The following is a 14293-nucleotide window of genomic DNA, read 5'->3' as shown; positions in this document are numbered from 1 at the left end:
ATGTATAATCCCGATTTCCCCGGCAAGCTCGGTTTATGACCAAATTCGTCTTCGTCACCGGTGGCGTCGTCTCTTCTCTCGGCAAGGGCATCGCTGCTGCCTCGCTCGCGGCCATTCTTGAGTCGCGCGGCCTCAAAGTCACCCTCCTCAAGCTAGATCCCTACATCAACGTCGATCCCGGCACGATGAGCCCCTTCCAGCATGGCGAGGTGTTCGTCACGGAAGACGGCGCGGAAACCGACCTCGATCTCGGCCACTACGAGCGTTTCGTCTCGGCCAAGATGCGCAAGTCGAACAACTTCACCACGGGCCAGATCTACGAATCGGTGATCCGCAAGGAACGCCGCGGCGAATACCTGGGCAAGACCGTGCAGGTGATCCCGCACATCACCAACGAGATCCAGGCCTTCATCGAGAAGGGCGCCGCTGCCTCGCACGACGGCAAGGCCGACGTGGCGCTGGTGGAAATCGGCGGTACCGTCGGTGACATCGAATCGCTGCCGTTCCTGGAAGCCGCGCGCCAGATGAGCCTGCGCATGGGCCGCAACCGCTGCGCGTTCGTGCACCTGACCCTGGTGCCGTTCATTGCCAGCGCCGGCGAGCTGAAGACCAAGCCGACGCAGCACTCGGTGCAGAAGCTGCGCGAAATCGGCATTTCGCCGACCGCGCTGCTGTGCCGCGCCGACCGCCCGATCCCGGACGACGAACGCGCCAAGATTTCGCTGTTCGCCAACATCCCCCAGGACGCCGTGATTTCGGTGTGGGATGCTGACAGCATCTACAAGATCCCGCAGATGCTCAACGAGCAGGGCCTCGACCGCCTGATCTGCGAAGAGCTGCGCCTGGACCCGAAGCCGGCCGACCTGTCGATGTGGCAGAAGCTGGTCAACGCGCAGGAAAACCCGCAGCACGAGATCACCATCGGCATGGTTGGCAAGTACGTCGACCTGACCGAGTCGTACAAGTCGCTGATCGAGGCGCTGCGCCACGCCGGCATGCACACCGCCACGCGCGTGAACATCGAGTACATCGATTCCGAGGAACTTGAATCGGGCCACCTGGAAGTGCTGGCCCCGCTGGACGCCATCCTGGTGCCGGGCGGCTTCGGCAAGCGCGGCACGGAAGGCAAGATCCGCGCGATCCAGTACGCTCGCGAGAACAAGATTCCGTACCTGGGTATCTGCCTGGGCATGCAGCTCGCCGTGATCGAGTTTGCCCGCCACGTGGCAAACATGGCTGACGCCAACTCGACCGAATTCAACCTGGAAACCGAACACCCGGTGGTCGCGCTGATCACCGAGTGGGTCGACCGCGAAGGCAAGGTCGAGCAGCGTTCGGCGGAATCGGATCTGGGCGGCACCATGCGCCTGGGCGCGCAGCGCGTGCCGGTGAAGGAAGGGACCAAGGCCGCGTCGATCTACGGCGCCGAGGTCAACGAGCGTCACCGTCACCGCTACGAGGTCAACAACCACTATGTGCCGACGCTCGAAGACGCCGGCATGGTGATCTCCGCGCGCACCCCGACCGAGAACCTGCCCGAGATGATGGAGCTGCCGGAGTCGATGCACCCGTGGTTCGTCGGCGTGCAGTTCCACCCGGAATTCACCTCCACGCCGCGCGACGGCCACCCGCTGTTCAAGGCCTACGTCGAAGCCGCGCTGGCCGGCCAGCAGCGCAAGGGCGCCTGAAGCCGGGCGCCAAGCAGGAGACTGTCATGAAACTCTGTGGATTCGAGGCTGGCCTCGACAAGCCGTTCTTCCTGATCGCCGGCCCGTGCGTGATCGAGTCCGAGCAGATGGCGCTCGATACCGCCGGCGAGCTCAAGAAGATCACCGGCGAGCTGGGTATCCCGTTCATCTACAAGTCGTCGTTCGACAAGGCCAACCGTTCGTCGGGCAAGTCGTTCCGCGGCCTTGGGATGGAGAAGGGCCTGGAGATCCTGGCGACCGTGAGGCGCGAGATCGGCGTGCCGGTGCTGACCGACATCCACGAGATCGACGAGGTCAAGCCGGTGGCGGCCGTGGTCGATGTGCTGCAGACGCCGGCGTTCCTGTGCCGCCAGACCGATTTCATCCGTGCCTGCGCCCAGAGCGGCAAGCCGGTGAATATCAAGAAGGGCCAGTTCCTGGCGCCGCACGACATGAAGAACGTGATCGACAAGGCCCGCGACGCCGCGCGCGAAGCCGGCCTGCCGGACGACGTCTTCATGGCCTGCGAGCGCGGCGTGTCCTTCGGCTACAACAACCTGGTCTCGGACATGCGCTCGCTCGCGATCATGCGCGAGACCGGCGCCCCGGTAGTGTTCGACGCCACTCACTCGGTGCAGCTGCCGGGCGGGCAGGGTACCAGTTCGGGCGGTCAGCGCGAGTTCGTGCCCGTGCTGTCGCGTGCTGCGGTGGCCACCGGCGTGGCCGGGCTGTTCATGGAAACGCACCCGGACCCGAGCAAGGCCATGTCCGATGGCCCGAACGCGGTGCCGCTGTCGCGCATGAAGGAACTGCTGGCCGTGCTCAAGGACCTCGACACGCTGGTCAAGCGTGCCGGCTTCCTTGAAGACAACTTCGGCTGGCCTGCCTGCGCCTGAACAGGCCCCGGTTTGTCACTGCCGCTAGGCCGGCCGTGACAAACCGTATCGAAAGACAATACAAAACATCGGGAGATACAGCATGGCCGCCGGCTATATCATCGCCTACGTCGACGTGACGGACCCCCAGCAGTACGAGGAATACAAGGTGCTCTCCAGCAAGGCCATGCAGATCCATGGCGCGGAAGTGCTGGTGCGCGGCGGCAAGTCCGAGAACCTTGAAGGGGAATGGGCGCCCACCCGCGTCGTCGTGCTGAAATTCCCCAGCTTCGACGCCGCCAAGGCCTTCCATGACGGGGAGGCCTACCGTGCTGCCCGCAAGGCACGCGAGCATGCGGCGCGCATGAACATGATCGTGGTCGAGGGCGCGGCCTGAGCCGGCAAGCCCTGTTTTGCCTTTTCCGGGCGCGTGACATCGCCCTGACACACGAGCAGGTTGCAGTAATCAGCAGCAGCAAGAATCAACAGTCAGAGAGGAATTCATGAGTGCAATCGTAGATATCATCGGTCGCGAGGTTCTCGACTCGCGTGGCAATCCCACCGTCGAATGCGACGTGCTGCTGGAATCCGGCGTGATGGGCCGTGCGGCTGTGCCGTCGGGCGCGTCGACCGGTTCGCGCGAAGCCATCGAGCTGCGCGACGGCGACAAGAGCCGCTACCTGGGCAAGGGCGTGCTGAAGGCTGTCGAGCATATCAACACCGAGATCTCCGAAGCCATCATGGGCCTGGACGCTTCCGAGCAGGCCTTCCTGGACCGCACCCTGATCGACCTGGACGGCACCGAGAACAAGAGCCGCCTGGGCGCCAACGCCATGCTGGCGGTGTCGATGGCCGTGGCCAAGGCCGCCGCCGAAGAAGCCGGGCTGCCGCTGTACCGCTATTTCGGCGGCTCGGGCGCGATGCAGATGCCGGTGCCGATGATGAACATCGTCAACGGCGGCGCGCACGCCAACAACAGCCTGGACATCCAGGAATTCATGATCATGCCGGTGTCGGCGAGCAGCTTCCGTGAAGCCCTGCGCTGCGGCGCCGAGGTCTTCCACGCGCTGAAGAAGATCCTGGCCGACAAGGGCATGTCCACCGCCGTGGGCGACGAGGGCGGCTTCGCCCCGAACTTCTCGTCGAACGAGGAGTGCCTGAACACCATCGTCCAGGCCGTCGAGAAGGCCGGCTACCGCATGGGCGAGGACGTGCTGCTGGCGCTGGACTGCGCCGCCAGCGAGTTCTACCACGAAGCCGAAGACGTGTACCAGCTCGAAGGCGAAGGCCTGAAGCTGTCGTCGACGCAATTCGCCGACTACCTGGCCAACCTGTGCGACAAGTTCCCGATCGTCTCGATCGAGGACGGCATGGCCGAAGGCGACTGGGACGGCTGGAAGACGCTGACCGAAAAGCTGGGCACGCGCGTTCAGCTGGTGGGCGACGACCTGTTCGTGACCAACACCAAGATCCTGAAGGAAGGCATCGAGAAGGGCATCGGCAACTCGATCCTCATCAAGATCAACCAGATCGGCACGCTGACCGAGACCTTCGCCGCCATCGAGATGGCCAAGCGTGCCGGCTACACCGCCGTGATCTCGCACCGTTCGGGCGAAACCGAAGACAGCACCATTGCCGACATCGCCGTGGGCACCAACGCCGGCCAGATCAAGACCGGTTCGCTGTCGCGTTCGGACCGTATCTCGAAGTACAACCAGCTGCTGCGCATCGAGGAAGACCTCGGCGATATCGCCAGCTACCCGGGCAAGAGCGCGTTCTACAACCTGCGCTGAACCAGCGCAGGCACCTGACGCGCCCCTGACGGCGGCGGCACGGACTCGATCCGTGCCGCCGCCGTTTTTGTATCCGGATTTGTATCGAAATCTGGCCGGCATTGCCTTCCGGCCCGAGTTCGCACATCATTGTGCGGAAATTTTTGTCCGCCACGCCTCATGCGCCTGATTTCTTTGCTGTTGTTCGTGCTGTTGCTCGCCATCCAGTATCCGCTCTGGCTCGGCAAGGGCGGCTGGCTGCGCGTCTGGGAACTGAACCGGCAAGTCGAGGAGCAGGTCACTCACAATCAGACGCTGAAGCTGCGCAATGCCAAGCTGGAGGGGGAAGTGAAGGACTTGCAGGACGGTACGGGTGCCATCGAGGAGCGTGCCCGCTACGAGCTGGGCATGGTGAAGGATGGCGAGGTGTTCGTGCAGTTCGTCGCGCCGGCGCCCAAGGTCAGCGCCACGCCGCCGCTGCCGCCGCCGCCGAACTCGCCCGCAGCCACCGGTCACCACTGAGCACTCGCCAGCTGGCCGGCCCAGGCGCGGCCGGCTTTGTCATCTTTACCACCAGTATGGGTAGCCGCCCCAGTAGCCGGGCGAGCTGACGCTCATGCCACCGCCCCAGTGGCCGCCACCCCAGCCTCCATAGAACAGGTTCCAGCTCGTATTGGGATAGGCATACGCCGCGCGGTAGGCCGCTTCGGCCGCCTGTTGCCGGCCGATGGCGGCTTCCTGGTCACGCAGGATCTGCTGGTTCAGGGCATCGAGCTGCTGAATCTGCCCGACGCTGAGCGGGGCCGTAGATGCGGCATCCGGGGCCAGGCGCGCAGTGGCGGGCGTGCCGTTGATATCGCGCGGTACCGGGGCGGCACAGCCGCCAGCCAGCAGTGCGGCAGCCAGCAATGCTGGCAGGACAGGCAGGGAGCGAGACAGACGGGCGACGGACATGGCAGCGACCAATGACGGGTTGGAGCGTCGGCGCCAGCCTTGAGGCGACGGCGCCATCGATATCAGCTTAGCCGTTGGACTTGCACCCTGCCGGGTGGTTCGCACCCGACATGTCCGCTGCACCGCCGGCCCAATGGGCCAGTCCGGGGATCAGTGCTGGTGATGAACGCCTTCGCCAGCGCCGGTGGCGACATGCGCGGGCGTGAACAGCTGGGCGCAGTCCACCGCATCGAATTCATAGCGCTGGCCGCAGAAATCGCAATGGATCTCCACATTGCCGCGTTCGGCCACGATGCCGTCAATCTCGTCCTGTCCCAGTGACTGCAGCATGCCCGCCACCTTGGCACGCGAGCACGAGCAATGGAAGTGCGGGGTGAGCGGCTCGAAGACGCGCAGCCCGGCCTCTTGCAGGTCTTCCCAGAACAGGCGGCGCAGCAGCGTGTCCGGCGTCTCGGCCAGCAGCTCTTCCGCTTTCAGCGTGTGGCCGAGCTGGCAGGCGCGGTCCCAGGTGTCCAGGTCCTGCGCACGGCCGTGGCCCGACAGGGCCGCACCGGTTTCGCCGACTTCCTGCGTGCCGCCGTAGGACGGCAGCTTCTGCAGCAGCATGCCGGCCGCAGTATGGTCGTCGGCGGCCAGCCACAGGCGCGTGTCGAGCTGCTCGGAGGCCTGCATGTAGTGCTCCAGCACGGCGCTCATGCTGGCCAGCGGACCATGGGTGTCAGCCAGCGGCACGATGCCTTGATAGGGCTGCTGGCCCGGCAGCTTGTCCTTCGGGTCGAGCGTAATGGCAAAGCGGCCGTGGCCGTGGACATTGACGAGGTCGGGCAGCGTGGCGTCGTCGGCGATCTGCACGCCTTCCGCCAGTTTTGCGGTGGCGCGCATCGACAGGTCGGACAGGCACTCCACCACCAGCATGCGCACCGGGCCATCGCCATGCAGCTGCATCACGAGCGCGCCGTTGAACTTGAGGTTGGCCGACAGCAGCGCGGCGGCAGCCATCATCTCGCCCAGCACGCGCCGCACCGGCGCGGGATAGGCGTGGCGGTTCAGCACTTCGCGCCAGGTGGCTTCCATGCGGACCAGTTCGCCGCGCACGGGGGCCGCGTCGAACAGGAATTTCTGCAGGGTGTCGGTAGTGGTCGTATCAGTCACAATAATCTGTCTGTCAATCGGTTGTAGCTGCCGCGGTGCCTGTCAGTCGATCCGCTTGAGCTGTTGCTTGTACATGGCCTGGCGCGTGGCGTAGGTCTCGGCATTGCGGTACAGGTTGGCCACGTCCTGGTCGGTCAGTTCGCGCACCACCTTGGCCGGAGCGCCCAGGATCAGCGAACGGTCCGGGAACACCTTGCCCTCGGTCACCACGGCACCCGCGCCAACCAGGCATTCCTTGCCGATCACGGCGCGGTTCAGCACCACCGCCTGGATGCCGATCAGCGAGCCCTCGCCAACGGTGCAGCCGTGCAGCATGGCCTGGTGGCCGATCGAGACCTTGTCGCCCAGCGTCAGCGGGCAGCCCGGGTCGGTATGCAGCACGGAGCCTTCCTGGATGTTGGTGTCGGCACCGACCACGATCGGTTCGTTGTCGCCCCGGATCACCACGCCCGGCCATGCACTGGCGCGCGACTTCAGCGTCACGTTGCCGATGATGGTGGCTTCGGGGGCCACGTAGGCGTCCTGATCGATATTGGGAACGAGTTCGCCGAGCTGGTACAGCGCCATGGAATCTCCTGCACGAAAGTTGTTATCTGGGGATTGCCGCCGGCCTTTAAAGAGCCGGGAGTTGTCGCGGCCGGCCTTGGCGCCGGCTCGCCGCATGCATGGCCGGGAGCGCCCGGCGCGGCTCTACAATGGCGGCAGACCGGATTTTACGCCCATGCCAGAGATTTCACCCGACGCCCATTTGCCTGATCCTCCACAAACGTTGCGCCAGCAGGCACTCGGCGTGCTTTGCCTGACCGATGCGAGGGACAAGGCCAAGGCCGCGCGCGCACTGTTCCGGGACTTCGCGCAGGCCGATGCCGCTCGTTTGGGGGCGGAAGATCACATTGCCGCCGACGCGGCGCAGCGCATTCCGGGCCGCCCGCCGCGGCCCGAACTGGTGCCGCCGCAACGGGTCCAGCGTCGCCGCTCGCTGCATACCGATGACGGGCGCGCCGCCATGATTCACGCGCTGTGCCACATCGAATTCAACGCCATCAACCTGGCGCTCGACGCGGTCTGGCGCTTTCCCTGCATGCCGGCGGACTACTACCGCGACTGGCTGCGCGTGGCCGACGAGGAGGCGCTGCATTTCACGTTGCTGGCCGACCATCTCGGCACGCTTGGCTTTGGCTATGGCGATTTCCCTGCCCACAACAGCCTGTGGGAGATGTGCGACCGCACCGCGGGCGACGTGCTGGCGCGCATGGCGCTGGTGCCGCGCACGCTGGAAGCGCGCGGGCTCGATGCCTCGCCACCGGTGCGCGCGAAGCTGGCCGGTGCGGGCGACCACGCGGCCGCCGCCATCATCGACATCATCCTGCGCGATGAAGTGGGGCACGTGGCCATCGGCAACCGCTGGTACCGCTGGCTTTGCGAGCAGCGCGGGCTCGACCCGGTATCGACCTATGCCGCGCTGGCGCTGCAGCACCGCGCGCCGAAACTGCGCGGCCCGTTCAACCTCGCTGCGCGCCGCGCCGCCGGTTTCGACGAGGATGAGCTGGCATGGCTGGAGGCCTCGGCCGGTTAGCGCTTGCCGGCCGCACGCTCCTGCTCCAGCAGCCTGAGCACCCGTCGCTGGACTTTCCCGGTAGTCGTCATCGGCAACTGGTCGATGAACTCGATCTTCTTCGGGTATTCGTAAGGCGCGAGCTGGTCGCGCACGTGCTCCTGCAATGCGGTCACCAGCGCGGCGTCGCTGTCGAACGAGCGCGCCACCGCAGGCGTGAGCACGATGAAGGCCTTGACCACCGCGCCGCGCTCCGCATCCGGCGAAGGCACCACCGCGCAGTTGGACACGGCCGGATGCTTGAGCAGGCAGTTCTCGATCTCGCTCGGGCCGATGCGGTAGCCCGACGACTTGAAGACATCGTCGGCACGGCCCTGGTACCAGAGGTAGCCGTCGGCATCGACGCGGGCCAGGTCGCCGGTGCGGCACCAGCGCTGGCCGTCGCGCTCCACATACCTGGCGGCGGTGGCCGCTTCGTTCTTCCAGTAGCCGAGGAAAAAGACCGGATCGGGATGGCCGTGGATGTCGGTGGTGCAGACCGCGACCTCGCCATCCTCGCCGGGCACGCACGGCCGGCCTTCGTCATCGATGACCTGTACGCGATGGCCCGGGTAGGGCCGGCCCATCGAGCCCGGCCGTGCCGGCCAGCCCAGGCGCGCCTCGTCGTGCTGGGCTGTGCAGTTGCCGACGATGTAGTTGATCTCGGTCTGGCCGAACATCTCGTTGACGATCACGCCCATGGCATCGCGGCACCAGCTGAAGACGGTTTCGCCGACCGCTTCGCCGGCGCTCATCAGCGCGCGCAGCTTCAGCGTGTAGCGTTGCCGCGGGTCGGGGCAGGCCTTCATCATCTGCTTGAGCGCGGTCGGAAACAGGAAGGTGTTGGTGACGGCGTAGCGCTCTAGCAGCTCGAACGCGCGCTCGGCCGAGAACCGGCCCTGGTAGCCGAGGATCGGCTTGCCGAAATAGAGCGCCGGCATCAGTGCATCCCACAGGCCGCCGGTCCAGGCCCAGTCGGCGGGGCTCCAGAATACGTCGTCGTCCTGCGGATACCAGTTCTGCGAGCAGACAAAGCCGGGGAGGTTGCCGATCAGCGCCCGGTGCGGGATCAGCGCGCCCTTGGGCGGCCCCGTGGTGCCGCTGGTGTAGATCAGCACGGCGGCTTCCTCGGCCTTGGTTTGCTCGGCTGTGAAGGTCGGCAGTTGCGCGGCCAGCAGGACGTCCCAGTCGTGGTCGCCGCGCCCGCGCGCTTCGCCGGCGGCGATCACGGTGGCGAGCGTCGGACATTCCGGGCGCGCGGCGAGAACGTTGTCGATCGAGGTCTCATCCGCGATCGCCACGACAGACTCGCTGTGGCCGATGCGGTAGGCCAGCGCCTCGGGCCCGAACAACATCGACAGCGGTGTGGCGATGGCGCCGAGCTGAAAGATCGCCATGTAGGCAATGGCGGTCTCGATGCGTTGCGGCATCACGATGGCAACGCGGTCGCCACGCTGCACGCCAAGCCCGCGCAGCGCTGCCGACAGCCGGTTGGATTCGGCTTGCAGGTACGCGCAACTGAAGGCGTCGCGGCGCCCATCCTCATGCTCGGTATAGACCGCAATGTGGTCGGCCGTGGCCGGGTCGCGTGCCCAGCGGCCACAGCACGCTTCAGCCAAGTTGAAGTGCGCGGGCACCTCCCAGCGGAAAGTATCGTAGAGCGACTGGTAATCGTCGCGCCGGCTCGCCGGCAGGCCCGCTGCAGCCATCCTGCTGTCTCCTTGTCAGTCTCGCTATAATTCTGCGAACGATCGTTCGATTTTAAGCGGGCTTCCACGCCGGCCTCCGGGGCCGGGCGAGGCTGGGAAAGCCTGCAACCAGGGGAGACAGATGACCATCAAGGAAACCTCGCGTTCTGAATTTATCACGTTACGTGGGCTGCGCTATCACGTGCGGCAGTGGGGAACGCCGGGCGCGCCGAAGCTGTTCATGCTGCATGGCTGGATGGACGTGGCGGCATCGTTCCAGTTCCTGGTCGACTGCCTGGAGCGGGAGTGGCACGTGATCGCGCCCGACTGGCGCGGCTTTGGCGAAAGCGACTGGCCGACGCACTATCCGGGCACGCAGTCATACTGGTTTGCCGACTACCTCGCCGACCTGGAGGCGCTGCTCGACCACTACCAGCCCGACGGGCAGGTGGACCTGGTGGGGCACAGCATGGGTGCCAATGTGTCTTGCCTGTATGCGGGCATCCGCCCCGGGCGTGTGCGCCGGGTAGTGGATCTGGAAGGGTTCGGCTTGACGCAGACACGTGCCGAGCAGGCGCCGAAACGCTACGCGCGCTGGCTCGACGAATTGCGCCAGGGGCCGGAGCTGCGTACCTACGACGATCTTGCCGGCGTGGCGGCGCGGCTGCAGAAGACCAATCCGCGGCTGCCCGACGACCGCGCCGCGTTCCTTGCCGAACACTGGTCGCGCCGCAACGAGGCCGGGCGCTGGGAGATCCTTGGCGATCCGGCGCACAAGCTGGTGAACCCGATGCTGTACCGCCTCGACGAGATCATGGCGATCTGGGCGCAGGTGAGCGCCCCGGTGCTGCATGTGGAGGCGCGCGATTCGGAAACGCTGCGCCATATCGCCCACAAGCAGACGCTCGAGGAATTCCGCGAGCGCTTCCGCGCGTTCCGCGATTTCCGCGAGGCGGTGATCGATGATGCGGGCCACATGCTGCACCATGACCAGCCCGCCGCGGTGGCAGCGCTGATCGAGTCGTTCTGCACCTGAGCGCGCGGTGCTCAGGCGTGCGTGAGCTTTTCTTTAAGCGCCGCGTTGTTGCTGGTGTGCACGTGCACCAGCGACTTCTCGGGAAACGCGTAGTGATAGGCCTTGCGCAAGGCCAGCGCGGCCTCGTGGAAGCCTGACAGGATCAGCTTCTGCTTGTTGGCGTAGTAGGCGATGTCGCCGGCCGCGAAAATGCCGCGCCGCGAGCTTTCGTAGGTGGTGGTGTCGACCAGGATGCGGCCGGCGCGCATGTCCATGTCCCACTGCGCGATCGGGCCGGGTTCCGAGACCAGTCCGTAGAGCGCCACCAGTTCGTCCGCGGGCAGGGTCTGGACGCCGTCGCGGCTGCGGACCTCGATCTCCGTGAGCGCGGCATCGTTGCCCTCGCCGCTGGTCTTGAGCGCGCCAAGCATGCCGACGACGAAATCCATCTCGCCGGCCGCCACGGCCGCGTGCATTTCCGCCACCGTGCCGTCGGCGGCGCGGAAGCCATCGCGCCGGTGCAGCAGCGTGACGCGCGCAGCCACCTTGCGCAGCGCGAGCGCCCAGTCCAGCGCGGAATCACCGCCGCCTGCTACGATCACGCGCTTGCCGGCGAAGCGCGACACGTCGCGCACCGCGTAATGCACATGACGGCCTTCCAGCGCCGGGGCTTCCGGCAGCGACACGCGCTGCGGCGCAAAGGCGCCGGCACCGGAGCAGACCAGCACGGCGGCAACGTCGAAGCGCTTGCCGTTGTCGGTGGTCACCAGCAGGCGCGGATGGCCGTGGCCCTGTACGGGCAGCACTTCGGTCACGCCCTCGGCACGCTGGTTGAAGTGCATCGGGAAGGCAAAGGGCGCGCACTGTTCCAGCAGGCGGTCCACGAGATCCTGGGCCAGGCAGCCCGGCACGGCCGGGATGTCGTAGATCGGCTTCTCGGGGTATAGCTCGGTGCATTGGCCGCCGGCGCGATCCAGCACATCGATCAGCTCGCATTTCAGGCCAAGCACGCCGGCCTGGAAGGCGGCGAACAGGCCAACCGGGCCGGCTCCGACGATCAGCACGTCGGTGGTGGTGGTGTCGGCGGTCCCGGGCAGGGCAGTGGCGTTGTCGGTGGGCATTGGCTTGAGTGCGGCGGAAATTCCAAAACCCGACTATACCGCGCCGCCGGCGCCGTCCCGCCGACGCCAGCGTTGCCGGCAAGGGCTTTGCGTTGCGGCGCCGCGTACCGGTCGAGCCAGCCCGAAGGCACATAGGGGGAGTAGAATAGCCACATGCCCGACCCCCGCACACTCAACGCCGACCTGCACTGCCATTCCACCGTGTCCGACGGCACACTGTCGCCACGCGCCGTGGCCGAGCGCGCGCATGCCGGCGGCGTGCGGTTGTGGTCGCTCACGGACCACGACGAGGTCGGTGGCCAGGCCGAGGCGCGTGCCGCTGCCGAGGCCCTGGGCATGCGCTATGTCCCGGGCGTCGAAGTCTCGGTGACGTGGGCCGGGCAGACCGTGCATATCGTCGGCCTGCGGATCGACCCGTTCTGCCCGGAGCTGATCGACGGGCTGGCCGACACGCGCTCGGGCCGTGCGCGGCGGGCCCGCGATATTGGGGACGCGTTGGCGAAGATCGGCATCGAAGGTGCCTACCAGGGCGCGCTCAAGCATGTCGGCAACCCGGACCTGATCTCGCGAACCCATTTCGCCCGCTGGCTAGTGGACGAGGGCTACTGCGCCACGATCAGCGACGTCTTCAGCCAGTACCTGTCCGAGGGGCGGCCTGGCTACGTGGGGCATCGCTGGGCGAACCTGTCCGAGGCCATTGGCTGGATCCGCGCGGCTGGCGGCATTGCCGTAATGGCCCACCCGGGTCGCTACAACTACACCGATACGCAGCACGATGCGCTATTCGACGAGTTCACGGCGCTGGGTGGCGGCGCGGTCGAGGTGGTGACGGGCAGCCACACGCCGGACCAGTACCGGCGCTACGCCGACGTGGCCCGGCACTACGGCCTGCTGGCATCGCGCGGCTCGGACTTCCACGGTCCCGGCGAGGGGCGCGTGGAACTGGGTGCCTTGCCTCCCTTGCCCGCTACGGTCACGCCCGTATGGCACGACTGGTAACCTGCCCAGACCGCCGGGCTGGCGCGGGCGAGAGTGCCTGGCCGCCGGCCGCGAATCCCGTCCGAACCCGCACCTGAGCCCGGCCATGTCACAGTACTTCGAGATCCACCCGCTCAACCCGCAGTCGCGCCTCGTCAAGCAGGCCGCGCAGATCATCCGCCAGGGCGGGCTGATCGCGCTGCCGACCGACTCCAGCTATGCGCTCGCCTGCCAGCTTGACGACAAGGCGGCGGTGGAGCGCCTGCGCCGGCTGCGCGGCATCGATGACAAGCACCATCTCACGCTGATGTGCAGCGACCTGTCCGAGCTGGGCAGCTTCGCGCGTGTCGACAACCGGCAGTACCGCTGGATCAAGGGCGCCACGCCGGGGCCGTACGTCTTCATCCTCGAGGCGACCAAGGAAGTGCCGCGCCGGCTGTCGCACCCGGCCCGCAAGACCATCGGCGTGCGCGTGCCCGATCACGCCATCCCGCTGGCGCTGCTGGCCGAAGGCGGCGAACCCCTGCTGACCGCGACGCTGCAAATGCCCGGCGACGAGGAGCCGATGAACGATCCCGCGGAGATCCGGGCACGGCTCGAGAAGCTGCTGGACCTCGTGATTTGCGGCGGGCCCGCGCCGGCCCAGCCCACGACCGTGATCGACCTGACCAGCGGCGAACCGGAACTGGTGCGCGCCGGAAGGGGCGACATCGCACGCTTCGGCCTCTGAATTCCCGCCGGTGAGTGATCCGGCAGCCAGCCTGCCCGGTACAATAAGCCTCATGGATTCTTCCCTCATTCAAACCTTTGCCGTCTATGCCCTGCCGGTGCTGTTCGCGATCACGCTGCACGAGGCATCGCACGGCTATGTGGCCAAGCACTTCGGCGACACCACTGCCTATGCGCTGGGGCGCGTGAGCCTGAACCCGGCGCGGCACATCGATCCGATCGGCACCATCGCCGTGCCGTTGCTGCTGTACCTGCTGACGAGCGGTCAGTTCGTGTTTGGCTACGCCAAGCCCGTACCGGTCGATTTCGGGCGGCTGCGCAACCCGCGCTGGCATGGCATGTGGGTGGCACTGGCCGGGCCGGCCAGCAATGTCGTGCAGGCCTTCCTGTGGGCGCTGATCGCGATCGGGCTGGCCTGGGCGCGGGTGTCCGAGCCGTTCTTCAGCGAAATGGCGCGCGCCGGGGTGCTGGTCAACCTGGTGGTGGCGGCGTTCAACCTGTTCCCGATTCCGCCACTGGACGGTGGCCGCGTGCTGACCGCACTGCTGCCGCCGCGCGTGGCCTATTCGGTGTCGCGCATCGAGCCGTATGGCATTTTCGTCGTGCTGGCCCTGGTCGCGGCCGGCGTGATCACGTCGGTCTGGATGCGGCCGGTGATCAACCTGCTCAGCTCGATCGTGGAGTTGATGCTGCGGCCAATCATCATGCTGTTGCAGTAAGGTGCTGT

Annotated in this window: 15 protein-coding genes; 10 read left to right on the top strand and 5 right to left on the bottom strand. The window is 66.6% G+C overall.

Features of this window, described 5'->3' with window-relative positions:
* Positions 1-35: 35 nt before the first annotated feature.
* The 5 genes from CupriaWKF_RS10510 to ftsB all read left to right on the top strand — a co-directional run bounded on the left by CupriaWKF_RS10510 (position 36) and on the right by ftsB (position 4857).
* Positions 36-1688: a CTP synthase gene (locus CupriaWKF_RS10510; RefSeq protein WP_276097840.1), complete on the top strand. Its 1653-nt coding sequence runs from the start codon at positions 36-38 to the stop codon at positions 1686-1688.
* A 26-nt stretch (positions 1689-1714) separates the two neighbouring features.
* A complete protein-coding gene (kdsA, locus tag CupriaWKF_RS10505) occupies positions 1715-2584 on the top strand; it encodes a 3-deoxy-8-phosphooctulonate synthase (protein ID WP_276097839.1) in 870 nt (289 codons plus the stop codon).
* Between the two features lie 82 nt (positions 2585-2666).
* A complete protein-coding gene (locus tag CupriaWKF_RS10500; RefSeq protein WP_276097838.1) occupies positions 2667-2960 on the top strand; it encodes a DUF1330 domain-containing protein in 294 nt (97 codons plus the stop codon).
* Between the two features lie 106 nt (positions 2961-3066).
* Positions 3067-4356, top strand: coding sequence for a phosphopyruvate hydratase (gene eno, locus CupriaWKF_RS10495; RefSeq protein ID WP_276097837.1), 1290 nt, complete (start codon positions 3067-3069; stop codon positions 4354-4356).
* Positions 4357-4515: 159 nt separating this feature from the next.
* Complete coding sequence (ftsB, locus tag CupriaWKF_RS10490) at positions 4516-4857, top strand: cell division protein FtsB (RefSeq protein WP_276097836.1); 342 nt, start codon at positions 4516-4518, stop codon at positions 4855-4857.
* 45 nt (positions 4858-4902) lie between these two features.
* Here ftsB and CupriaWKF_RS10485 read toward each other — a convergent pair whose 3' ends face one another.
* The 3 genes from CupriaWKF_RS10485 to CupriaWKF_RS10475 form a co-directional block, all read right to left on the bottom strand.
* Complete coding sequence (locus tag CupriaWKF_RS10485; RefSeq protein WP_276097835.1) at positions 4903-5289, bottom strand: hypothetical protein; 387 nt, start codon at positions 5287-5289, stop codon at positions 4903-4905.
* Positions 5290-5439: 150 nt separating this feature from the next.
* The gene (locus tag CupriaWKF_RS10480; RefSeq protein WP_276097834.1) at positions 5440-6441 is read right to left on the bottom strand and encodes an Hsp33 family molecular chaperone HslO; all 1002 of its coding nucleotides are present in this window, start codon (positions 6439-6441) and stop codon (positions 5440-5442) included.
* Positions 6442-6483: 42 nt separating this feature from the next.
* Positions 6484-7008 (bottom strand): gamma carbonic anhydrase family protein, encoded by a 525-nt coding sequence (locus CupriaWKF_RS10475; RefSeq protein ID WP_276097833.1) that lies wholly within the window; start codon positions 7006-7008, stop codon positions 6484-6486.
* A gap of 154 nt (positions 7009-7162) precedes the next feature.
* Here CupriaWKF_RS10475 and CupriaWKF_RS10470 point away from each other — a divergent pair, with 154 nt between their 5' ends.
* Complete coding sequence (locus CupriaWKF_RS10470; protein ID WP_276097832.1) at positions 7163-8017, top strand: ferritin-like domain-containing protein; 855 nt, start codon at positions 7163-7165, stop codon at positions 8015-8017.
* Here CupriaWKF_RS10470 and CupriaWKF_RS10465 read toward each other — a convergent pair.
* Positions 8014-9744, bottom strand: a complete 1731-nt coding sequence (locus tag CupriaWKF_RS10465) for an AMP-binding protein (protein ID WP_276097831.1) — start codon at positions 9742-9744, stop codon at positions 8014-8016. The two genes, CupriaWKF_RS10470 and CupriaWKF_RS10465, sit on opposite strands and share 4 nt — an antisense overlap.
* A gap of 121 nt (positions 9745-9865) precedes the next feature.
* Between CupriaWKF_RS10465 and CupriaWKF_RS10460 the strand changes: the two genes are divergently transcribed.
* A complete protein-coding gene (locus tag CupriaWKF_RS10460; RefSeq protein WP_276097830.1) occupies positions 9866-10759 on the top strand; it encodes an alpha/beta hydrolase in 894 nt (297 codons plus the stop codon).
* Between the two features lie 11 nt (positions 10760-10770).
* Here CupriaWKF_RS10460 and CupriaWKF_RS10455 read toward each other — a convergent pair whose 3' ends face one another.
* On the bottom strand, positions 10771-11859 hold the full coding sequence (locus CupriaWKF_RS10455; RefSeq protein ID WP_276097829.1) for an NAD(P)/FAD-dependent oxidoreductase: 1089 nt from the start codon (positions 11857-11859) through the stop codon (positions 10771-10773).
* A 153-nt stretch (positions 11860-12012) separates the two neighbouring features.
* Between CupriaWKF_RS10455 and CupriaWKF_RS10450 the strand changes: the two genes are divergently transcribed.
* The 3 genes from CupriaWKF_RS10450 (at position 12013) to CupriaWKF_RS10440 (ending at position 14285) form a co-directional block, all read left to right on the top strand.
* Positions 12013-12858 (top strand): 3',5'-nucleoside bisphosphate phosphatase, encoded by an 846-nt coding sequence (locus CupriaWKF_RS10450; protein ID WP_276097828.1) that lies wholly within the window; start codon positions 12013-12015, stop codon positions 12856-12858.
* A gap of 85 nt (positions 12859-12943) precedes the next feature.
* Positions 12944-13567: an L-threonylcarbamoyladenylate synthase gene (locus CupriaWKF_RS10445; RefSeq protein WP_276097827.1), complete on the top strand. Its 624-nt coding sequence runs from the start codon at positions 12944-12946 to the stop codon at positions 13565-13567.
* 52 nt (positions 13568-13619) lie between these two features.
* Positions 13620-14285 (top strand): site-2 protease family protein, encoded by a 666-nt coding sequence (locus CupriaWKF_RS10440; RefSeq protein WP_276097826.1) that lies wholly within the window; start codon positions 13620-13622, stop codon positions 14283-14285.
* Positions 14286-14293 lie beyond the last annotated feature (8 nt).

This window comes from Cupriavidus sp. WKF15 (assembly GCF_029278605.1).
Classification (GTDB): Bacteria; Pseudomonadota; Gammaproteobacteria; order Burkholderiales; family Burkholderiaceae; genus Cupriavidus.
Note: the sequence above shows the minus strand (reverse complement) of the source record. Positions and strands in the feature narration are given on the sequence as shown.

Coding starts and splice junctions, on each gene's coding strand:
- eno (WP_276097837.1), top strand. CDS start 3,067: ATGAGTGCAATCGTAGATATCATCGGTCGCGAGGTTCTCGACTCGCGT.
- CupriaWKF_RS10445 (WP_276097827.1), top strand. CDS start 12,944: ATGTCACAGTACTTCGAGATCCACCCGCTCAACCCGCAGTCGCGCCTC.
- CupriaWKF_RS10465 (WP_276097831.1), bottom strand. CDS start 9,744: ATGGCTGCAGCGGGCCTGCCGGCGAGCCGGCGCGACGATTACCAGTCG.
- CupriaWKF_RS10440 (WP_276097826.1), top strand. CDS start 13,620: ATGGATTCTTCCCTCATTCAAACCTTTGCCGTCTATGCCCTGCCGGTG.
- CupriaWKF_RS10470 (WP_276097832.1), top strand. CDS start 7,163: ATGCCAGAGATTTCACCCGACGCCCATTTGCCTGATCCTCCACAAACG.
- CupriaWKF_RS10475 (WP_276097833.1), bottom strand. CDS start 7,008: ATGGCGCTGTACCAGCTCGGCGAACTCGTTCCCAATATCGATCAGGAC.
- kdsA (WP_276097839.1), top strand. CDS start 1,715: ATGAAACTCTGTGGATTCGAGGCTGGCCTCGACAAGCCGTTCTTCCTG.
- CupriaWKF_RS10500 (WP_276097838.1), top strand. CDS start 2,667: ATGGCCGCCGGCTATATCATCGCCTACGTCGACGTGACGGACCCCCAG.
- CupriaWKF_RS10510 (WP_276097840.1), top strand. CDS start 36: ATGACCAAATTCGTCTTCGTCACCGGTGGCGTCGTCTCTTCTCTCGGC.
- CupriaWKF_RS10460 (WP_276097830.1), top strand. CDS start 9,866: ATGACCATCAAGGAAACCTCGCGTTCTGAATTTATCACGTTACGTGGG.
- ftsB (WP_276097836.1), top strand. CDS start 4,516: ATGCGCCTGATTTCTTTGCTGTTGTTCGTGCTGTTGCTCGCCATCCAG.
- CupriaWKF_RS10485 (WP_276097835.1), bottom strand. CDS start 5,289: ATGTCCGTCGCCCGTCTGTCTCGCTCCCTGCCTGTCCTGCCAGCATTG.
- CupriaWKF_RS10455 (WP_276097829.1), bottom strand. CDS start 11,859: ATGCCCACCGACAACGCCACTGCCCTGCCCGGGACCGCCGACACCACC.
- CupriaWKF_RS10450 (WP_276097828.1), top strand. CDS start 12,013: ATGCCCGACCCCCGCACACTCAACGCCGACCTGCACTGCCATTCCACC.